20 protein-coding genes are annotated in these 19,062 nt (G+C 71.3%); 15 read left to right on the top strand and 5 right to left on the bottom strand.

From position 1 onward, the window contains the following. Positions 1-32: 32 nt before the first annotated feature. Positions 33-944, top strand: a complete 912-nt coding sequence (locus tag AC2D80_RS00925; protein WP_484631096.1) for a DMT family transporter — start codon at positions 33-35, stop codon at positions 942-944. Positions 945-981: 37 nt separating this feature from the next. Here the strand turns inward: AC2D80_RS00925 and AC2D80_RS00920 are convergent, their stop codons facing one another. After that, positions 982-2,187 (bottom strand): serine hydrolase domain-containing protein, encoded by a 1,206-nt coding sequence (locus tag AC2D80_RS00920; RefSeq protein WP_484631095.1) that lies wholly within the window; start codon positions 2,185-2,187, stop codon positions 982-984. Next, on the bottom strand, positions 2,154-2,741 hold the full coding sequence (locus tag AC2D80_RS00915) for a 5-formyltetrahydrofolate cyclo-ligase (protein WP_484631094.1): 588 nt from the start codon (positions 2,739-2,741) through the stop codon (positions 2,154-2,156). Before AC2D80_RS00915 ends, AC2D80_RS00920 begins: the two co-directional genes overlap by 34 nt. A gap of 42 nt (positions 2,742-2,783) precedes the next feature. Here AC2D80_RS00915 and AC2D80_RS00910 point away from each other — a divergent pair, with 42 nt between their 5' ends. The 6 genes from AC2D80_RS00910 to AC2D80_RS00885 all read left to right on the top strand — a co-directional run bounded on the left by AC2D80_RS00910 (position 2,784) and on the right by AC2D80_RS00885 (position 8,793). Next, positions 2,784-4,790: a lytic transglycosylase domain-containing protein gene (locus AC2D80_RS00910; RefSeq protein ID WP_484631093.1), complete on the top strand. Its 2,007-nt coding sequence runs from the start codon at positions 2,784-2,786 to the stop codon at positions 4,788-4,790. A gap of 24 nt (positions 4,791-4,814) precedes the next feature. Then, entirely contained in the window at positions 4,815-5,774 is a 960-nt protein-coding gene (locus AC2D80_RS00905) for a complex I NDUFA9 subunit family protein (RefSeq protein ID WP_484631092.1), read from the top strand. A 115-nt stretch (positions 5,775-5,889) separates the two neighbouring features. After that, a complete protein-coding gene (locus AC2D80_RS00900) occupies positions 5,890-6,204 on the top strand; it encodes a metal-sensitive transcriptional regulator (protein WP_484631091.1) in 315 nt (104 codons plus the stop codon). A 93-nt stretch (positions 6,205-6,297) separates the two neighbouring features. Next, a complete protein-coding gene (locus AC2D80_RS00895) occupies positions 6,298-6,990 on the top strand; it encodes a glutathione S-transferase family protein (RefSeq protein WP_484631090.1) in 693 nt (230 codons plus the stop codon). 44 nt (positions 6,991-7,034) lie between these two features. Continuing rightward, entirely contained in the window at positions 7,035-8,318 is a 1,284-nt protein-coding gene (locus tag AC2D80_RS00890) for a multifunctional CCA addition/repair protein (RefSeq protein ID WP_484631089.1), read from the top strand. Positions 8,319-8,379: 61 nt separating this feature from the next. Continuing rightward, a complete protein-coding gene (locus AC2D80_RS00885) occupies positions 8,380-8,793 on the top strand; it encodes a hypothetical protein (RefSeq protein WP_484631088.1) in 414 nt (137 codons plus the stop codon). Positions 8,794-8,816: 23 nt separating this feature from the next. On the opposite strand, the gene AC2D80_RS00880 is transcribed toward AC2D80_RS00885, so the two are convergent. Both AC2D80_RS00880 and AC2D80_RS00875 read right to left on the bottom strand, forming a co-directional pair. Then, positions 8,817-9,011: a DUF2905 domain-containing protein gene (locus AC2D80_RS00880; protein ID WP_484631087.1), complete on the bottom strand. Its 195-nt coding sequence runs from the start codon at positions 9,009-9,011 to the stop codon at positions 8,817-8,819. Positions 9,012-9,023: 12 nt separating this feature from the next. Next, on the bottom strand, positions 9,024-10,166 hold the full coding sequence (locus AC2D80_RS00875; protein WP_484631086.1) for a class I SAM-dependent methyltransferase: 1,143 nt from the start codon (positions 10,164-10,166) through the stop codon (positions 9,024-9,026). On the opposite strand from AC2D80_RS00875, the gene AC2D80_RS00870 reads away from it, so the two are divergent. The 6 genes from AC2D80_RS00870 (at position 10,165) to AC2D80_RS00845 (ending at position 14,675) form a co-directional block, all read left to right on the top strand. Beyond that, entirely contained in the window at positions 10,165-10,998 is an 834-nt protein-coding gene (locus AC2D80_RS00870; RefSeq protein WP_484631085.1) for an SDR family oxidoreductase, read from the top strand. The genes AC2D80_RS00875 and AC2D80_RS00870 overlap by 2 nt on opposite strands. Further along, positions 10,995-11,396: a dihydroneopterin aldolase gene (locus AC2D80_RS00865; RefSeq protein ID WP_484631084.1), complete on the top strand. Its 402-nt coding sequence runs from the start codon at positions 10,995-10,997 to the stop codon at positions 11,394-11,396. The genes AC2D80_RS00870 and AC2D80_RS00865 overlap by 4 nt, the downstream gene beginning before the upstream one ends. Continuing rightward, positions 11,393-11,770: a dihydroneopterin aldolase gene (locus AC2D80_RS00860; RefSeq protein ID WP_484631083.1), complete on the top strand. Its 378-nt coding sequence runs from the start codon at positions 11,393-11,395 to the stop codon at positions 11,768-11,770. Before AC2D80_RS00865 ends, AC2D80_RS00860 begins: the two co-directional genes overlap by 4 nt. 83 nt (positions 11,771-11,853) lie before the next feature. Then, a complete protein-coding gene (locus AC2D80_RS00855) occupies positions 11,854-13,047 on the top strand; it encodes an AAA family ATPase (RefSeq protein WP_484631082.1) in 1,194 nt (397 codons plus the stop codon). Positions 13,048-13,076: 29 nt separating this feature from the next. Next, the gene (gene ttcA, locus AC2D80_RS00850; RefSeq protein ID WP_484631081.1) at positions 13,077-14,003 is read left to right on the top strand and encodes a tRNA 2-thiocytidine(32) synthetase TtcA; all 927 of its coding nucleotides are present in this window, start codon (positions 13,077-13,079) and stop codon (positions 14,001-14,003) included. Positions 14,004-14,036: 33 nt separating this feature from the next. Further along, a complete protein-coding gene (locus tag AC2D80_RS00845) occupies positions 14,037-14,675 on the top strand; it encodes a DUF4136 domain-containing protein (protein WP_484631080.1) in 639 nt (212 codons plus the stop codon). A gap of 42 nt (positions 14,676-14,717) precedes the next feature. Here AC2D80_RS00845 and AC2D80_RS00840 read toward each other — a convergent pair whose 3' ends face one another. Next, positions 14,718-17,129, bottom strand: coding sequence for a hybrid sensor histidine kinase/response regulator (locus tag AC2D80_RS00840; RefSeq protein WP_484631079.1), 2,412 nt, complete (start codon positions 17,127-17,129; stop codon positions 14,718-14,720). Between the two features lie 58 nt (positions 17,130-17,187). Here AC2D80_RS00840 and AC2D80_RS00835 point away from each other — a divergent pair, with 58 nt between their 5' ends. Continuing rightward, the gene (locus tag AC2D80_RS00835; RefSeq protein WP_484631078.1) at positions 17,188-17,838 is read left to right on the top strand and encodes a histidine phosphatase family protein; all 651 of its coding nucleotides are present in this window, start codon (positions 17,188-17,190) and stop codon (positions 17,836-17,838) included. Between the two features lie 7 nt (positions 17,839-17,845). Then, positions 17,846-19,030, top strand: a complete 1,185-nt coding sequence (locus tag AC2D80_RS00830; RefSeq protein WP_484631077.1) for a DSD1 family PLP-dependent enzyme — start codon at positions 17,846-17,848, stop codon at positions 19,028-19,030. The last annotated feature ends 32 nt before the right edge of the window (positions 19,031-19,062 follow it).

Genomic DNA, 19,062 nt, shown 5'->3' with positions numbered 1-19,062 from the left:
GGCAGACTGGCGCCCTTTTTTCCCGGCTCCCCATGAACACCGCGTCCTCCCACGGCAACCTGCGCAGCATCGTCGCGATGCTGATCGCGGTGGGTTTCTTCGCCCTGATGGACGCGATCCTGAAAACGCTGTCGGCCCATTACCCGGCGCTGCAGATCGCCGCCCTGCGCGGCCTCACCGCCATGCCGCTCGTGCTGATCTACCTCGCGTGGCGCGGCGCGTGGGGACGCGTGTGGCGGGTGCGCTGGCCGCTGCACCTGCTGCGCGGGGCGCTGAGCGTGGCCATGCTGGCGCTGTTCACCCGCGGGGTGAGCGAGCTGCCGCTGTCGGCCGCCTACACGCTGTTCTTCATCGCGCCGCTGCTGATCACGGCGCTGTCGGTGCCCGTGCTGGGCGAGCGCGTGCCGCGCGCGCACTGGGTGGCCATCGGCGTGGGCTTCGTCGGCGTGTTGATCGCGCTGCGCCCCGACCCAAGCGCGCTGGGCAGCGGGCTGGTGAGCGTGGGTGGACTGGCGGTGCTGGGGGCGGCCCTGTGCTACGCGGTGTCGGCCGTGACCGGCCGGCTGGCCAGCCGCACCGACAGCCCGGAGAGCCTGATCCTGTGGGTGATGGTCTTGCTCACCGTGGGCGCGGGCGCGCTGGCCGCGCCGGGCTGGGTGGCGGTGCGGCCGGACCACGCGGCGCTGCTGCTGGGGCTGGCCCTGACCGGCTTCGGCGGGCAGGTCGCGATCACGGAGGCCTTCCGCCATGGACAGGCCTCGGCCGTGGCACCGTTTGAGTACAGCGCGCTGGCCTGGGGCGTGGGGCTGGACTGGCTCATCTGGCAGACGCTGCCGGCGGCCCACACCTGGGCGGGCGCCGCGCTGCTGATCGGCGTGGGCCTTTACCTGATCCGCCGCGAGCAGCGCATCACCGAAGCCCACGCCACCGCCGAACACCCCTGAGCCGGTGGCACCGCGCCGCAGGAGCGCAAGGCGCGCATCAGCCGCGCAGGCGCAGCGCTTCGTCGAGGAAGCGGTACACCTCGTCGGGCACCACCGGGCGCGCGTCCTGCGGCCGGGGCTTGCGGTACTGGCCCAGCCGCACCACGATCAGCCGCTCGGTCGGCGCGACGATCACGTACTGCCCGAGGTGACCCTGCAGGAAATAGAAGGGTGTGCGGTGCTTCGGGTCCATCCACAGGCCCATGCCGTAGTGGTCGACGAAGCCGTTGGGCCGCGTCATGCGGGCCACCGCGTCGGCCGGCAGCAGGGCCTGGCCGTTCCAGCGCCCGCCGTCGAGCAGCAGCTGGCCGAGCCGCGCGAAGTTGCGCGCCGAGCTGTGCAGGCAGCAATAACCCATCTCGATCCCGCCCTGCTCGCGCGAGCGGTCCAGACTCCAGCTGGCGTCGGCCTCCATGCCCAGCGGCTGCCAGAGCCGGCGGGACAGGTACTGCGACACCGTCAGCCCCGGCTCGCGGGCCTGCAGCGCGCGCGCCAGCGCCAGCGTGAGCACCTGCGTGGACGCGCTGCTGTATTCAAACGCGCTGCCCGGCTCGGCCTCAAAACCCTGCCCCAGCACGGTGGCCGCGGTGTCGCCGCCGAAGTACAGCTCGGTGGTCTTGTTCAGGGGCAGGTAGTAGTTTTCGGTCCAGTCGTGGCCAGAGGTCATGGCGGCGAACTGCGCCAGCGTGGCCTTCTGCCCGCGCGGGTCGGCGGCGTACTCGGGCAGCCAGCGCGCCAGCGGCTCGTCCAGGCCGCCGACGATCCCGTCGGCCGCGGCGGCGGCCAGCAGCATCGTCACCACCGTCTTGGCCATCGAGAAGGAATTGGTCCGGCTGTCGGCACCGTAGGGCGCCCAGTAGGTTTCATGCAGCAGGCGCCCGTCGTGGATCACCAGGAAAGCCGCGGAGCGGTATTCCTCCAGGAACGCGCGGGTGTCGGGCGACAGGGCGGTCTGCCCCAGGCGCGGATGGGCCGGCCAGGGCTGCGGCGCGCCGGCCGCGACCGGGGCCTGGGCGAAGTTGCGCGCGTCGTCGATGTGGGCGGTGTTGTGGCCCTGCAGGTAGGTGTAGCGCAGGGCGGTCCAGATGTAGCCGTGCCCACCGAGCTGAATCGCCAGCGCCGCCAGGGCCAGCACGACCACCAGCCCCAGGACCCAGCGGCGCAGCGCCTTCACCGCCCGCTCCAGGCCACGCCGGTGTCGCACAGGATGGCGTCCAGCGGCACGTCGTGCGGCTCCGGCTGCATGTCCGGCAGAAAGCCGAACTCGTAGCCCAGCCCGACGGTGAACGGCCGTGGCTGCAGGCTGGCGAGCGTGCGGTCGTAGAAACCGCCACCGTAGCCCAGGCGGTAACCGCCCGGCCCGTAACCCACGCAGGGCACAAAGATCAGCGTGGGCTGCACGATCTCGGTGTCCTTGGGCTTGGGGATGCCGTAGGCGTCTTCCTCCATCGGGCAGCCGGGGTACCAGGTGTAGAAGGTCAGCGTCTTGTCGACCTTGTTCACCACCGGCAGGCCGATGCGGCGCTGGCGGGCCGCGCTCTGCGCGTCCTCTTCCCGGCCGGCTTCCTGCCAGCGGAACAGCGCCGGCAGCGGATCGAACTCGCCTTTGATGGGCCAGTAGGCGCCGATCACCGTGTCGGGCCGGTCGATCAGCCACACGCGCATCACGCGCTGCAGCAAATCGTTGCGCCACGCCCGGTCGGCCAGCGCCTGGCGCTTGGCGATCAGGGCCTGCCGCCACGCCTTTTTCGGGTTCATATCCAGGGAACTTGGGTCGTTCTTGTTGTCCATAATCGAACCATGACACCGTTGCATCGACGACCAGCGCGCCGCTGGGGCCTGCGGGCCATTATGGCGGCGCTCGTGCTGCCCGCCGCGGCGCTGGCGCAGACCACCGCGGGCGACCGCGCGTTGCTGGACATGCGCGAGGCCGCCCGCCGCGGTGACCTGCCGCGCCTGCAGGCCTTGCTGCCCGCGACCCGCGGCCACGTGCTGGAGCCGCTGGCGGTGTACTGGGACGCCCGGGCCCGGCTCGCCAGCGCGCCGGCCACCGACACACGCGCCGCGCTCGACCGCCTGGCCGGCACCTACTGGGAAGACCGCCTGCGGGCCGACTGGCTGGCGCAACTCGGCCTGGCCCGCGACTGGACCACGTTCGCCGACCAATGGCCGCGCTACCGCATGGGCGATGAACGCGCGCTGCGGTGCTACGCCGCCCTGGCCGACACCGCGGCCGGGCGTCTGGCGCCCGAGGCCGCCGCCGAACGCGTGGCGGCCGACTGGCTCGCGCAGCGCGAGGCCGACGACGGTTGCAGCACCGCGGCGCGCAGCCTGCTGGAGCAGGGCGCGCTCAAGCCCGCCACGGCCTGGCTGCGCGCCCGCCTCGCCATCGAATCGGGCCGCACCCCGGTGGCCGCCCAGGCGGTGGGCCTGCTCAACCCCGACTGGGCCCCGATGGTCGAGACCATCGCCGCCAACCCCGCGCGCTACCTCGACGAGAAAGTCACTGCCATCCGCCCGCGCACCAAGGAACTGGTCACGCTGGCCATCATCCGCCTGGCCGCCAGCGACCCGGCCGCCGCCGCTGCCGAGCTCGATCACCTGCGCTGGCGCACCCAGCTCACCGCCGAGGAGCGCTCATGGGCCTGGGGCGCCATCGGCAAACGCGCGGCCCAGCGCCTGATGCCCGAGGCGGGCGAGTGGTTCGCCCGCGCCGACCCGCGCCACCTGGGCGATGACCACCTCGCGTGGAAGGTGCGCGCGGCGCTGCGCGCGCAGGACTGGGCCACCGTGCGCGACACCATCGCGGCCATGCGCCCGGCCCAGGCCGCCGACCCGACCTGGGTGTACTGGCGCGCCCGCGCCGTGGCCAGCCTGCAGCAGCCCGACGCCGCGACCGCGGTCGCCCAAGCCCGCGCGCTGTACGAATCCATCGCCTCGCCGCACGGCTTCTACGAACAACTCGCGCTGGAAGCCCTGGGCCAGCCGGTGACCACGCCGCCCGCCCCGGCACCGCTCACGCGTGAGGAAATCGCCGCCGCCGAGCGCGACCCTGGCCTGCAACGTGCGCTGGCCGCGATCCGGCTGGGCCTGCGCTCCGAAGGGGTTCGCGAGTGGAACTACACCGTCGCGCTGCACACCCCCGGCGGGCTCGGCGAACGCGAACTGCTGGCCGCCGCCGACCTGGCCTGCCGGCAGCAGCTGTGGGACCGCTGCATCAACACCAGCCTGCGCACGCGGCAGCAGATCGACGTGGCGCAGCGTTTCCCGCTGCCCTACCGCGACGCGGTGCTCGAGCGCACCCGCGCCATCGGGCTCGATCCGGCCTACGTGTACGGCCTGATCCGGCAGGAAAGCCGCTTCATCGCCGACGCGCGCTCCGGCGTCGGCGCGGCCGGGCTGATGCAGGTGATGCCCGCCACCGCGCGCTGGACGGCGCGCAAGATCGGGCTGAGCGACTTCCGCCCGCAGCAGATCACCGAGCGCGACACCAACATCCAGATCGGCACCGCCTACCTCAAGTTTGCACTCGACGACTTCGAAGGCTCCCTGCCGCTGGCCGCCGCCGCCTACAACGCTGGGCCCAGCCGCGCCCGCCAGTGGCGCCAGGGCGCCACCCTGCCCGGCGAGATCTGGGCCGAAACCATCCCCTTTGAAGAAACCCGCGATTACGTCAAGCGCGTGCTCGCCAACACCACGCAGTACGCCGCGCTCATCACCGGCCGCCCGCAATCGCTGCGCGAGCGGCTGGGCACCGTCGGCCCACGCGCCGACAGCGCGCCCTCGATCGATCGCGACCTGCCCTGACCTCCGACCCCTCCCCACGCCTCCATGACTTCCCGCAACATCCTCGTGCTGGGCGGCACCGGCTTCGTCGGCCGCCACGTCTGCGAAAAACTCCACCGCGAAGGCTGGCGCGTCACCGTGCCCACCCGCCGCGCCAGCAACGCCGCGTCCGTGCAACACCTGCCGCGGGTCACCGTGCTGGAAGCCAACGTTCACGACCCGGCGGCCCTGGCGCGCCTGCTGCCCGGGCACGACGCGGTGATCAACCTCGTGGCGATCCTGCAAGGCGATGAGGCCGCGTTCGATCGGGTGCACGTCGCGCTGCCCCAGACCCTCGCCGCCGCCTGCGCGGCGACCGGCGTGCGCCGCGTGGTCCACATCAGCGCGCTCGGCGCGGCCGAGGACGGCCCGTCGCGCTACCAGCGCAGCAAGGCGCGCGGCGAGGCGGTGCTGCGCGGCGCGGGGCTGGACCTCACCATCCTGCGGCCCAGCGTCATCTTTGGCGCCGGCGACCGCTTCCTCAACCTGTTCGCCGACCTGCAGGCGATCGCCCCGCTCGTGCCCCTGGCCGGCGCGGGCGCGCGGCTGCAGCCTGTGTGGGTCGAAGACGTGGCCGCGGCGGTGGTGGCGGCGCTGGTCGACCGCGATCAGCCCATGAGCGCCATCGGCCAGACCTTCGAATGCGCTGGCCCCGAGGTGTTCACGCTCGCCGAGCTGGTGCGGCTCGCGGGTCACCACGGCAGCCGGGCCCGCCCCGTGCTGCCGCTGCCGGGACCGCTGGCCTATGCCCAGGCCGTGCTGATGGAGCTGGCGCCGGGCGAGCCGCTGATGAGCCGCGACAACCTGGCCTCCCTGTCGGTGGACAACGTGGCCAGCGGCCAATGGCCGGGCCTGGCGGCCCTGGGCGTCGAGCCGGCCAGCCTGCACGCCGTCGCTCCCACCTACCTTGGCCGGCGCAACGGCCGCAGCGGTCTGCTCGATTTCCGGCGCCAGGCCCGACGCTGATCCGGCCGCCAGCCACCGCTGGTCCGCCCGCGTGCCCAACCCTCCCCGGTTGGGCATTTTTTTGGCACACTCGCGGCTCCCGGGAAATGAATACCTTTCGTTTACAGGTTTAACCATGGAAATGAATACCGCGAAAACCGCCGCCCCCCGCCGCACCGCTGTCGTGCACCTCACCGAAAACCAGCGCGACGTCATCAACCGCCTCAAGCGCATCGAAGGCCAGGTGCGCGGCCTGATTGACATGGTCGAAACCGATCGCCCCTGTGAAGACGTGGCCCAGCAGATGTCGGCCGCCCGCAAGGCCATGGACAAAGCCTTCTACCGCATGATGGCCTGCTTCGTGGTCGACGCCGTGGCCTGCACCGCGGTGGACAGCTCGGCGATGCGCGACGTCGAGCGCTCGGCCCGCATTCTCGAAAAGTACGCTTAAGTACTCATTCCGTCGTTTCATCGGTGGCGCGTCGAACGCGCATCAACCGCCACCGCGCTGCCGCCTACGATGGGAACCCCAACGGAGATTCCCATGGCACTGCAGCTCTACATCGGCAACAAGAACTACTCCTCCTGGTCCATGCGGCCGTGGGTGATGCTCACGCAAGCGGGCATCCCTTTTGAGGAGATCCTCGTCCGCTTCGACTCGTTCGACGCCGGCTCCGCCTTCAAGCGGCGGCTGCAGGCGGTGTCCCCGGTCGGCAAGGTGCCGGTGCTGGTGGACGACGGCTTTGCGGTGTGGGACACGCTGGCGATCGCGGAATACGTCGCCGAGCGCTTCCCCGACCGGGCCCTGTGGCCGCGCGACGCGCGCCAGCGCGCCCGGGCCCGCAGCGTCTGCGCCGAGATGCACAGCGGCTTCGGCGCGCTGCGCAGCGCCTGCCCGATGAACATCGAAGCCTCGCTGCCGGACATCGGCCGCCTTGTCTGGCGCGATCAGCCCGCGGTGCGGGCCGATGTGGCGCGGCTGTGCGGCATGTGGGGTGAACTCCTGGCTGCGCAGCCGCCAGGCAGCCTGCTGTTTGGCGCGTTCAGCATCGCCGACGCCTACTACGCGCCGGTGTGCATGCGGCTGCGAACCTACGGCCTGCCCCTGCCGGCCGACATCGCGGCCTATGTCGAGCGGGTGGCGGCGCTGCCGGGTGTGCGGGCGTGGATCGATGCCGCGCTCGCCGAACACGATTTTCTGGACTTCGAAGAGCCCTACCGGCTCGGTCCGGGCTGAGGCGCACACCGCGCGGCAGCCGCGCGCGCCCTACACTGCCGCCCATGGAGATGTACCTCGTGGGCGGAGCGGTGCGCGACGCGTGGCTGGCGCGCGAACGCGGCGTGGCGGCGCCGGCGCGGGCGGACCGCGACTGGGTGGTGGTCGGGGCCACGCCGGACGCCCTCGTGGCCCGGGGCTTTCAGCCGGTGGGCCGCGACTTCCCGGTGTTCCTGCACCCCGACACCCGCGAGGAATACGCGCTGGCGCGCACCGAACGCAAGACCGCGCCGGGCTACCACGGCTTCCACTTCCACGCCGATCCGGGCGTGACGCTGCAGGACGACCTCGCGCGGCGCGACCTGACGATCAACGCGCTGGCCGTGCCGGCGGCGGCGGCCGACGACCCGACGTCGGTCGAGCCCATCGACCCGCACGGCGGGCTGGCCGACCTGCGCGCGCGGGTGCTGCGTCACGTGACCCCGGCGTTCGCCGAAGACCCGGTGCGCATTCTGCGGCTGGCGCGCTTCGCGGCCCGCTGGCCGGACTTTCGCGTGGCGCCGGAGACCGAGGCGCTGATGGCGGCGATGGTGGCCGACGGTGAGGTGGACCACCTGGTGCCCGAGCGGGTGTGGCAGGAGCTCTCTCGCGGCCTCATGGAACGCCAGCCCAGCCGGCTGTTTGCGGTGCTGCGCGGCTGCGGCGCGCTGGCGCGCCTGCTGCCGGAGGTGGACCGCCTGTGGGGCGTGCCGCAGCGCCCGGAACACCACCCCGAGGTGGACACCGGCGTGCATCTGATGATGGTGCTGGACATGGCCGCGCGGCTGCAGGCGCCGCTGAGCGTGCGTTACGCCTGCCTCGGCCACGACCTGGGCAAGGGCACCACCCCGCGCGAGGTGCTGCCGCGCCACATCGGCCACGAGGCGCGCAGCGTGGCGCTGCTGCGCGCGGTCGGGGAGCGGCTGCGGGTGCCGGTGGCGTGCCGCGAGCTGGCGGAGGTGGTGGCGCGGGAACACGGCCACGTGCACGGCAGCGCCGCGCTGTCGCCGGCGGCCACGCTGCGCCTGCTGGAACGCTGCGACGCCCTGCGCCAACCGGCGCGGTTTGCCGAGCTGCTGCTGGCCTGCGAGTGCGATGCGCGCGGGCGCCTGGGATTCGAGGAACGGCCGTACCCGGTGGCGGCGCGGCTGGCCCGGGCGCTGGACGCGGCGCTGGGCGTGGCCACGGCGCCGGTCGCCGCGCAGGCCGCGGCCGACGGCTTGCGCGGCCCGGCCGTGGGCGAGCGCGTGCGCGCCGCGCGCGAGCGGGCGGTGGCCGCGGCCTTGTCCGAGAACAACGCCGGCGTTTGACCGTCCCACTGGCGCACCGGCCGCGGCCATGCCACGATGTGTGGCCGCTTTGGAGGTCGCCATGCCCAACCGCAACCCGCTCAACCGTTCCCTGCCCGACGGCATCCGGCGTCTGGGATTTCGCAAGTGGTACGAGCGCGAGTTGCTGTCCAGCCATGCCCACATGGCGCTGGCGCTGGTGGCGGCGGTGGCCATGATCGCCAGCTTCGAGGCGTTCCAGGGCGGGACGATGGAAGAGAAGCTGCTCGACGCCTTGTTCGTGCTGGTCTGCGGCGCGATCACGCTGTGGGCGATGCGGCGCTACCTCTACCTGCTGATGCACGCGGAAGAGATGGCCAACCAGGCCAACTGCGCCCGCTGCAAGTCCTATGGGTTGCTTGCGCTGGATGAAGCGGCTCCGCCAGCGCGGCACGAGGCGATGGTGCCGGTGTGCTGCAAGCGCTGTGGCTTCCGCTGGAACCTCGAAGACGAGTGAGCCGGGCGCCGGGCCCTGGCGCCTCAGACCAGGTAGCCGATCAGGCTGGCGACAAAGCTCAGCAGCACGGTGCTGCTGACCGGCAGGAACCACTCGCGGCCGAAGGCGCGGAAGCGGAAATCGCCCGGCAGGCGGCCCAAGCCCAGGCGCTGCAGCAGCGGGGTGGCCCAGCTGATCAGCAGCAGGGCCAGGAAGATCACCAGCATCCAGCGCAGCACGGTGGTTCTCCGTCAGAGTCGGTGCGTGCGGTCGCCGGCGCGGAAGCCCAGCGGCGTCCAGGCGGGCCCGCCACCCGGGGCCAGCGCGATCACCTTGAACAGCTCACCCATTTCGTGCTCATTGACCAGCCGCAGCAGCTGGGCGTTGTCGCGTATGCCCGCGTCGCGCGCCAGCTCGGTGATGCCGGCGTTGAGGAGGAAGCGCCCCTGGCTGGTGTAGCCGAGCACGTCCATGCCCGCGTCCTGCGCGGCCAGCGCGATGCCGGTGAAGTTGACGTGGGCCGTCAGGTCCTTCTGGCCCAGGTCGGCCAGCACGTCGCTGTCCACCCGGTGGGCGCGGTGGGCCACCAGCGTGCCCATGTGGCGCTGCGGGTGGTAGTACTCGGCCTCCGGAAAGCCGTAGTCGATGAACAAGGCGGCGCCGCGGCGCAGCGTGGCGCCCAGCGTGCGCACGAAGGCCTCGGCCTGCGGGTGGACCTCGGTGAGGTAATCGTGGTCGCCGGGCACCGCCACCGGCGGCCGGCGGTCGGTGGGGCGGTCGGCCCAGGCCAGCCGGCCGGCGTCGTCCAGGGCCACGCCGCGCTCGTGCCAGCCGCCGGCCGAACGCACCAGCAGACCGACCGGCATCGCATCCAGCACCTCGTTGCCCACGATCACGCCGTCGATGGCGTCGGGCAGCCGGTCGGCCCAGACCACGCGGTCGGCGCGCGCGCCCAGCGCGGCGCGCTGTCGTTCGCGCAAGGTGCCGGACACCTCGACGATGGTGTAGCGGCGCAGCGGCGCACCGGCCTCGGTCAACGCGTCGATCAGGGTGGCCGCGAGTGCGCCGCTGCCGGCGCCAAACTCCCAGACCTCGTCGGTGCCGGTGGCCTGCAGCGCCTGCGCCAGCTGGCGGGCCAGCGTGCGGCCAAACAGCGGGGTCAGCTCGGGCGCGGTGACGAAATCGCTGCCGTCGGCCGGGCTGTGGCCAAAGGTGCGGGCGCCGTGGGCGTAGTAGCCCAGGCCGGGCTCGTAGAGCGCCATGGCCATCACGCGGTCAAACGGCAGCCAGCCGCCGGCCTCGCCGATGGCCCGGCGCAGGCGCGCCAGCAGGGCCGTCGTTACACTGGCGGGTTGTTTTGAGGCGGCGGTGTCCACCCGCCGATTGTCGTCCATGACCCCCACCCCGTCCCCTTCGTCACCCGCGCCGGGCAGCGTGCTCGTCACCGGCGGTGCCCATCGCCTGGGCGCCGCGATTGCGCGCGCCTTCGCGGCGGCGGGCTGGCGCGTGTGGATCCATTTTTCGCGCTCCGGCGAGGCCGCCGCGGCGCTGGCCGGTGAACTGCGTGCGGGCGGCGCCAACGCCCGCACGGCGCAGGCCGACCTCGCCGAGCCGGCGCAGATCGAGGCCATGATGGCCCAGATCGAGGCCGAGGACGGCCCGCTGCGTTGCGTGGTGAACAACGCGTCCACCTTCGAGCCGGACACCGGGCGCGACTTCACGCCGGCGCTCGCGCAGGCGCAACTCGCGGTCAACCTGATCGCGCCGCTGCTGCTGGGCCGCGAACTGGCGGCGCAGCGCGAGCGCGCGGGGGGTGCGGCCGGATCGGGCGACGCGAGCGTGGTGCACATCCTGGACCAGAAAGTGCACAACCTCAACCCGGACTATTTTTCCTACACGGTGAGCAAACTCGGGCTGGCCGGCAGCGTGCGCCTGCAGGCGCAGGCGCTGGCCCCGGCGGTGCGGGTCAACGCGGTGTCGCCCGGCCTGATGTTTCTGAGCGGGCCGCAAGCCCCCGACAACTTCGCGCGGGCCAGCCGGGTCAACCTGCTGCAGCGGCCGATCGACCCGGCCGAGGTGGCGCGCGCCTGTGTGATGCTGGCGTCATCGACCGGCATCACCGGCACCACGCTCAACGTCGACAACGGGCAACACCTCGTGCCGCTCGGGCGAGACGTGATGTTTGCCGTGGATCAGGCGCCGGGTGGCGCGGGAGAGCCGTCATGACCTGGGACCCGACCGCGCTGATGCGCCACTGCCGCAAGCTGTTCCTGCGCCGCCACGAGGCGCTGGTGCCGATCGGCATCCACGACTTCGAAAAGACCGCGCCGCAGCGGCTGTGGATCGACGTGGAGCTGTGGGTGCCGTTGGCGCAGACCACGCCGGCGAACGACGACATTGCCGAGGTGGTCGATTACGACTACGTGCGCCACGCGGTGGCCGAGCGGATCGCGCAGGGCCACATCGGCTTGCAGGAAACCCTGGTTGACGACCTCGTGGCGCGGCTGCTCGCTCACCCGGGCGTGGTCGCGGTGCGGCTGTCGACCTGCAAACCCGACGTCTATCCCGACACCGAGGCGGTGGGCGTGGAGGTGTTCCGCATGAAGGAAGGGGTGTTGCCATGAACATCCCCACCGTGGCCGGCACGCAGATCCTCACGCTCACCGGCTTGCGCTTCAACGCCAACCTCGGCATCCTCGACCACGAGAAGGCCGCGCCGCAGCCGATCCAGGTGGACGCCGAGCTCAACCAGGGCACCCAGCCGCTGCTGCCGCACGACGACGACATCACCCACGTGCTCGACTACCGCAAGGTGCGGCAGATCATCATCGACGAGTGCACAGCCGAACACGTGAACCTGCTGGAGAGCCTCATCGGCAAGCTCACGCGCCGGCTGATGCAGCTGCCCGGCGTGATCGGCGTGCGCGTGCGCATCGCCAAACTGGAAATCTTTGACGACTGCGAGGTCGCGATCCGCATGGAAAGCGGCCAGTGGTGAACGGGCGAGGTCACCCAGAATCAAGTGAAGTTTTATAAGTTATCAAAAACATATAACTTTATTAACTTCACTATAATTCACCCATGAACCCTGTCGCGAACCCCTTTGCACCGGGCGCTGGATCACCCCCGCCTGAGTTGGCTGGTCGCGACCCGTTGCGCGAATCCCTGCGCATCGCTCTGGAGAGAGCTCGGCTGGGCCGGCCAGCGAAGAGCGCCATCCTGATTGGACTGCGGGGTGTCGGGAAAACCGTGCTGTTGGACCGGGTGAGAAACGACGCCGAAGCACAAGGCATCCAAACGATCCGACTCGAATCGCCTGAAGACCGATCCCTGCCCGCCATGCTGGCGCCGCAGTTGCGTCAAGCCTTGCTGCGCCTGAGCCAAATTGAAGCCGCCAAGGCGTTGGCCGTCCGCGGACTTCGGGCACTCGCCGGGTTTGCCGGGAAGCTCAAGCTCACCTACAAAGACATTGAAGTCGGGATTGACTACGAGCCAGAAGCCGGCCTGGCCGACAACGGCGACCTTGAACATGACTTGCAGGCGTTGATGGAGCAAGCCGGCCTCGCTGCAAAAGCGGGCGATACGGCTTTGGCCCTGTTCATCGATGAACTGCAGTACGTCAGGGAGCCGGAACTGGCGGCACTCATCACAGCGTTGCACCGGGTTTCCCAGCGGCAACTGCCCGTCGTTCTCGTGGGGGCGGGTTTGCCGCAACTGCGTGGCCAAATGGGCAACGCGAAGTCGTACGCGGAGCGGCTTTTTGAGTTTCCCGAGGTCGGCCCACTGCCGCCTGAGGCCGCGCGACAAGCGATCGAAAAGCCGCTGCACCACGAAAAGGCATCCATCACCGAAGACGCCCTGGCGGAGATCCTTCGCCTGAGCGAGGGATACCCTTACTTCCTCCAGACGTGGGGCAGCGAATCATGGCTGGCGGCCGCGGCCAGCCCGATTTCCCTCAAGGACGTCGAGACCGCCAGCGCCAGCGCCATCGCTTTGTTGGATCACAGTTTCTTCCGGGTTCGGTTCGAGCGCTGCACACCTAAGGAGCGCCGCTACTTGCGGGCGATGGCTGAGCTCGGTGCGGGCCCCCACCGATCGGGCGACATCGCCGCCTGCATCGGCGAAAAGGTGTCGTCCCTGGCCCCGACCCGGGCCACCTTGATCGCCAAGGGCATGGTCTGGAGCCCGACACACGGCGACACCGCCTTCACGGTGCCCATGTTCGATGGCTTCATGAAGCGCATCATTCCCGGTGACGACTGGCGTCGCCCTTGAGTCGTCCTTGCCAACCCGGAGTCCCGGCCATGAACGAAGCCCTGGAAAACCACAAACTGGAAAAGCGCCTGTGCCGCGAGGTGGGCCGCGCCATCACCGACTACGCCATGATCGAAGAGGGCGATCGGGTGATGGTGTGCCTGTCCGGCGGCAAGGACAGCTACGGCATGCTGGACATCCTGCTCAAGCTGCAGGCACGCGCGCCGGTGAACTTCGAGCTGATCGCGGTCAACCTCGACCAGAAGCAGCCGGGTTTCCCGGAAGAGGTGCTGCCGGCCTACCTGAGCGCCCTGGGGGTGAAGTTCCATATCGAGAACCAGGACACCTACTCGATCGTCAAGCGCGTGATTCCGGAAGGCAAGACGATGTGCAGCCTGTGCTCGCGGCTGCGCCGCGGCATTCTGTACCGCGTGGCGGACGAGCTGGGCGCGACCAAGATCGCGCTGGGCCACCACCGCGACGACATCCTGCAGACGCTGCTGCTCAATATGTTCTTTGGTGCCAAGCTCAAGGGCATGCCGCCCAAGCTGGTGAGTGACGATGGTCGACACGTGGTGATCCGGCCGATGGCTTATGTGGCCGAAAAGGACCTGGCGCGCTGGGCCGAGGTGAAGCAATTTCCCATCATCCCCTGCACGCTGTGCGGCAGCCAGGAAAACCTGCAGCGCAAACAGGTGGGCAACCTGCTGCGCGAGTGGGAGCAGAAATTCCCCGGCCGCATCGAGAACATGTTCAACGCGCTGCAGAACGTCGTGCCCAGCCACCTGATGGACCGCGGCCTGCACCCGTTCGCCACGCTCAAGCCCACCGGCGTGCCCGATGCCGACGGGGACAAGGCGTTTGACCCCGAGCCGCTGCCGCCCGCCGCGCCGTCGTCCGCCCTGTCGTCCGCGACAGACGCCGGCGGGAACCCGGCGCCCGCGCGGGCCGTCATACCGCTGGCGCCTGTGGACTGAGCCACGGCGGCCCATCCGCCCGGAGGAAAACCCATGAAACGCTGTCGCCCTGCCTGGTGGTTGATGATGGCCATCGCGCTGCTGCTTGGTGGCTGCGCCAGCGTGATGCGGGTGGACAACCAGGTCCAGAGCTTCGCGCGCTGGACCGAACGCGGCGCGGGCGCGGCCGTGCCGCAGGCGCCACAGGTGTTCCGGTTCGAGCGGCTGCCCTCCCAGGACGGCGCGGGGCAAGCGGAGCTGGAAAACGTGGCGGCGCAGGCGCTGGCCGGCGTCGGCTGGACGCCGGCAGCCCCGGGGGTGGCAGCGCCGTGGACGGTGCAGGTGAGCGCGGCGACGCAACGGCTGCCCCGCGCGCCGTGGGAAAGCCCGTACGACGGGTTTGGCCCCTACGCGCCCGGGGGCTTCGGCGGGCAGTTTGTGCTGGCCAACAACGGCGCACTGATCTACGTGCCCCTGTTTCCGCGGCTGGAATCGCCGTATTTCCTGCGCCGCGTGTCGCTGGTGATCCGCCACGCCGGCAGCGCCCAGGTGGTGTACGAGACCCGCGCGGCCCACGACGGCCGCTGGAATGCGTCGCCCGCCCTGTGGCGCGCCATGTTCGACGCCGCACTGCAGGGCTTCCCGGCCCCGCCGGCGGGGGAGCGTCAGGTCAACATCGACCTGCCCCGCTGACGCCGCATCCGCCGGCGTTCACCGGGGCGTTCCCGGAAGCGTTCAGGCAGACGCCGTGCCATTGAGCAGGCCGCGGATCTGCTCGCCCAGCGCGTCCATGCTGTCCTGCTTGCCGAGCACCTCGCTCACGCCCGCGGCCCGCGCCTCGGCGATCAGGGTGTCGTTGACGTGGCCCGACACCACCGCCACCCGCAGCCCGGGGCGCAGCGCGCGCAGCGCCGATGCCACCTCCACGCCCGACAACCCGGGCATGTTGTGGTCGGTGACCACCAGGTCCACCACCTCGGCCGGATGCGCACCGAACCAGGCCAGCGCCGCCTCACCCGACTCGAAGGTCGTGACACGCAGCCCCTGCTTGCGCAGCAGCCGCCCGACGAGAAAGACCAGTGCCTCGTAGTCGTCGATGTAGACGATGTGGCGCCCGGCCAAGGCGGCGGCGGTGGCCGAAGGCGACTCGGCGGACACGGTCGCGGCGGCGCCGGCCTCGCCGGGCGCCAGCGGCCAGCACACCTCGAAACGCGTGCCCTCGCCCGGGGCGCTGTGCACCGCGATGCCCGCGTGGTGGGCCTTGACGATGCCGTGCACGACCGACAGCCCCAGCCCCGTGCCGGTGCCGGGCGCCTTGGTGGTGAAGAATGGCTCGAAGATGCGGCGGCGGGTTTCCGCGTCCATGCCGCGGCCGTTGTCGCTCACGCTCAGACGCAGGTACGCACCCGGCGACAGCCCTTCAAACCCCACCGCGGCAGCGGCGTCCAGCGCGACACGCTCCAGCGCCACGCGAATCTCGCCCCCGGCGCCATCGAACGCCTGCCAGGCGTTGGTGCACAGGTTGATCACCACCTGCTGCACCTGGGTGGCGTCGGCCAGCACCGGCAGGTCGGGCGCCCGCAGGTCGGCGTGCAACTTCACGCCGGCCGGCAGCAGCGAGCGCAGCAGTCGCAGCGCCTCCTCCACGGCCGGCTGCAGGGGCTGACACTCCATGGCCTGTGACTGGCGGCGGCTGAAGGTGAGGATCTGTTGCACCAGCTGCCGCGCCCGCAGGGCCGCGCGGTGGATTTCCTGCAGGCTTTCCTGCGCGGGATGGTCGGTGCCCACGTCTTCGCGCGCGATCGTGAGGTTGCCCAGGATGGCCGCCAGCAGGTTGTTGAAGTCGTGCGCCACGCCCCCGGCCAGCGTGCCGATGGCCTCCATCTTCTGCGACTCGCGCAGCTGAGCTTCCAGCGTCCGCCGGTCGGCCTCGGCCTGTTTGAAGGCCGTGATGTCGGTGTGGGTGCCCACCATGCGCTGCGGCTGCCCTGCGGCGTCGCGCGCGATCACCACCCCGCGCGAGAGCACCCACTTCCATTGCCCATCGCGGCAGCGCACACGGTGCTCGTTGCGGTACTGCGGCACGCGGCCGCAGAAATGCGCCTGGCGGTCGGCCTCCATCTGGGGGATGTCGTCGGGGTGGGTGCGGGCATCCATCTCGCGCGCCAGATCGGGCAGTTCGTCCTGCGCGTAACCCAGCATGGCCCGCAGCCCCGCCGAGAAGAACTCCTCGCCGGTCTGCAGGTTCCAGTCCCACACGCCATCGCCTGCACCCTCCAGCGCCAGCTTCCACAGCGCCTCGCTGGCCTTCAGCGCCGCCTCGGCCGCCTTGCGCTCGGTCACGTCGATCAGCACACCCGCCCGCAACACCCCCTGCGCGTCCGCCATCACGCGCGTCGAGCGGCGCAGCACCCACCGGGTGCGTCCGTCGGGCAGCACGATGCGGAACTCGCCGGCGAGATCGGTGCGGTCGCCCAGCACGGCGACGTGGTCGCGCTCCAGCCGGTCGCGGTCGTCGGGGTGACGAAACCGCGCGATCAACCACGGATCGGCCAACAACTCGTCGGGGCCGAACCCGTAGATGTCCCGGATGCCTTCGCTCACAAAGCGGTAGCGCCGCTGCCCGTCGCGGCCGATATGCAGCAGGTACACCGCCCCGGGCACCTGCTCGGTCACCAGACGCAGCAGCTCGGCGTGATCGGCCACGGCGCGTTCGGCCGCCATGCGCGCGGTCACGTCCTCGACCGTGCCCTCGTAGTACAACACCTCGCCAGCCGCGTCCCGCACCACATGGGCGTTCTCGCTGACCCACAGCCGGCCGGCCCCGCGGTGGGGTCGCACCTCGGACACGAAGCCGGTGACCTTGCCGTCGCGCAGCAGCCGGTCCAGAAACTCAGCCCGCCGCGCGGGCTGCAGATACCAGCCCTGGGGCGAGGCGTTCAGGTCGGCCAGCAGCTCGGCCTCGCTGGACAGCCCGGTGAGCGCCACCAGCGCGGGGTTGGCCCGCACCATGCCGCGTCCCACCACCGAGCGGTAGGCGCCGATGGGCAGGAACTGGAACAGGGTGGAAAAATCGTCGCCGGGCGCGCTGGGTTCGCTGACCATGTGGTCGATTGTGGCGGCAAAGCCCGCGCCACGGGGGGTCATTGGGGGGTATTCGCCGCTACAGTTGCCGCTGGCCCCGCGCCCCGCTCCGGAGAACCGATTGCACGCCACCCGCCTTCTCGTTGTACGCCACGGCGAAACCGCCTGGAACCGCGCCACGCGCATCCAGGGCCACACCGACATCGACCTCAACGACCACGGTCGCTGGCAGGCCGGGCGCCTCGCCGCGGCCCTGCGGGATGAACCGATCGCCGCCGTTTACGCCAGCGACCTCAAGCGCGCGCGGGAGACGGCCGAGGCGGTGGCCCACCCGGCCGGCCTGCCGGTGCACACGCACACCGGCCTGCGCGAGCGCGGCTTTGGCCGCTTCGAGGGCCACACCTGGGACGAGCTGGAGCTGAAATGGCCCACCGAAACCCTGGCCTGGCGCAAGCGCATGCCCGACTTCGCGCCGCCCGGCGGCGAGACGCTGCTGACCCTGCGCGAGCGGGTCGTCGCCGCGGTGCATGACATCGCCGCGCGCCACGCCGGCGAGCAGATCCTGCTCGTGGCCCACGGCGGTGTGCTCGACATCCTCTACCGCGCCGCCACGCGCCTGGAACTGCAGGCGCCGCGCACCTGGGAACTGGCCAACACCGCCGTCAACCGCCTGCTGTGGTCGCCGGAAGGCCTGAGCCTGGTGGGATGGGCCGACGTGCGGCACCTGCAGGCCGACCCCGACGGCGCCGCCCTCGACGAACGCAGCGCCTGAACCCGCCATGGCCACCGTCCCGGAACGATTCACCGGCCTCATCGGCCAGTCGGTGCGCGCCATCGACACGCCCGCGCTCGTGGTCGATCTCGACGCCATGGAGCAAAACCTGCAGCGCATGGCGCGCTTCGTGCGCGAGCGCGGCCTGCGCCTGCGGCCGCACGCCAAGATGCACAAGAGCGCGGAACTGGCGCGGCTGCAGATCGCGCATGGCGCGGTCGGCGTGTGCGTGCAGAAGGTCGGCGAGGCCCTGGCGCTGGCGCGCGCCGGCATCGGCGACATCCTGATCACGAACGAAGTGATCGCGCCGGCCAAGCTGCGCCGTCTCGTCGAGGCAGCGCGGGAGCTGCCCACGCACTTCGGCCTGGCGGTGGACAGCGCCGAGGGCCTGGACGCGGTGATCGCGGCGGTCGAGCGCGCCGGGCTGCCAGGCCACGGCACGCTGGACGTGCTGGTGGAAATCGACGTGGGTCAAGGGCGCTGCGGCGTGGCGCCCGGGTCGGCCGCGGTGCCGCTGGCGCAGCGCATCGCCGCCACACCGGGCCTGCGCTGGGCCGGCCTGCAGGCCTACCACGGCGGCGCGCAGCACCGGCGAAGCCCGGATGAACGCCGCGAGGCCATCGCCGCGGCAGCCGCCGCGGTGCGCCAGACCCGCGACACCCTGACGGCGGCGGGCCTGCCACCGCCGTCGATCACCGGCGCGGGCACCGGCAGCTACCTGCACGAAGCCGTCAGCGGCCTGTGGACCGAGCTGCAGGCCGGCTCCTACCTGTTCATGGACGCGGACTACGCCCGCAACGCGCCGGACGACCCCAGCGCCCTGGGTCTGACCCACGGCTTCGACCTGACGTTCGACCACGCGCTGTACCTGCAGGCCCAGGTCATCAGCCGCAGCCCGGACCGCGCGGTGATCGACGCCGGCCACAAGAGCCACGCCCTGGACAGCGGCCCGCCGCTGGTGGCCCACCCCGCCGGCCTGCGCTGGAGCAACGGCGGTGACGAACACGGCGTGCTGCACCGTGACGCCGACCCGGGATCGCTGCCCGCGCTGGGCGAGCCGGTCTGGCTGATCCCCGGCCACTGCGACCCCACGGTCAACCTGCACGATTGGCTGATCGGCGTGCGCGGTGGCGTGCCCGACGGGCACGTGGAGCGGCTGATCCACGTCGATGCGCGCGGCGCGGTGGACTGAGCCTCCGCGGCCGCCCGGACAGCGGCCCGAGG

The sequence above is a fragment of the Hydrogenophaga sp. T66 genome, assembly GCF_057219855.1.
This window is presented reverse-complemented; position numbering and strand designations above follow the sequence as displayed.

Coding starts and splice junctions, on each gene's coding strand:
- AC2D80_RS00925 (WP_484631096.1), top strand. CDS start 33: ATGAACACCGCGTCCTCCCACGGCAACCTGCGCAGCATCGTCGCGATG.
- AC2D80_RS00915 (WP_484631094.1), bottom strand. CDS start 2,741: ATGAACCCGAAAAAGGCGTGGCGGCAGGCCCTGATCGCCAAGCGCCAG.
- AC2D80_RS00910 (WP_484631093.1), top strand. CDS start 2,784: ATGACACCGTTGCATCGACGACCAGCGCGCCGCTGGGGCCTGCGGGCC.
- AC2D80_RS00905 (WP_484631092.1), top strand. CDS start 4,815: ATGACTTCCCGCAACATCCTCGTGCTGGGCGGCACCGGCTTCGTCGGC.
- AC2D80_RS00900 (WP_484631091.1), top strand. CDS start 5,890: ATGGAAATGAATACCGCGAAAACCGCCGCCCCCCGCCGCACCGCTGTC.
- AC2D80_RS00895 (WP_484631090.1), top strand. CDS start 6,298: ATGGCACTGCAGCTCTACATCGGCAACAAGAACTACTCCTCCTGGTCC.
- AC2D80_RS00890 (WP_484631089.1), top strand. CDS start 7,035: ATGGAGATGTACCTCGTGGGCGGAGCGGTGCGCGACGCGTGGCTGGCG.
- AC2D80_RS00885 (WP_484631088.1), top strand. CDS start 8,380: ATGCCCAACCGCAACCCGCTCAACCGTTCCCTGCCCGACGGCATCCGG.
- AC2D80_RS00870 (WP_484631085.1), top strand. CDS start 10,165: ATGACCCCCACCCCGTCCCCTTCGTCACCCGCGCCGGGCAGCGTGCTC.
- AC2D80_RS00875 (WP_484631086.1), bottom strand. CDS start 10,166: ATGGACGACAATCGGCGGGTGGACACCGCCGCCTCAAAACAACCCGCC.
- AC2D80_RS00865 (WP_484631084.1), top strand. CDS start 10,995: ATGACCTGGGACCCGACCGCGCTGATGCGCCACTGCCGCAAGCTGTTC.
- AC2D80_RS00860 (WP_484631083.1), top strand. CDS start 11,393: ATGAACATCCCCACCGTGGCCGGCACGCAGATCCTCACGCTCACCGGC.
- AC2D80_RS00855 (WP_484631082.1), top strand. CDS start 11,854: ATGAACCCTGTCGCGAACCCCTTTGCACCGGGCGCTGGATCACCCCCG.
- ttcA (WP_484631081.1), top strand. CDS start 13,077: ATGAACGAAGCCCTGGAAAACCACAAACTGGAAAAGCGCCTGTGCCGC.
- AC2D80_RS00845 (WP_484631080.1), top strand. CDS start 14,037: ATGAAACGCTGTCGCCCTGCCTGGTGGTTGATGATGGCCATCGCGCTG.
- AC2D80_RS00840 (WP_484631079.1), bottom strand. CDS start 17,129: ATGACCCCCCGTGGCGCGGGCTTTGCCGCCACAATCGACCACATGGTC.
- AC2D80_RS00830 (WP_484631077.1), top strand. CDS start 17,846: ATGGCCACCGTCCCGGAACGATTCACCGGCCTCATCGGCCAGTCGGTG.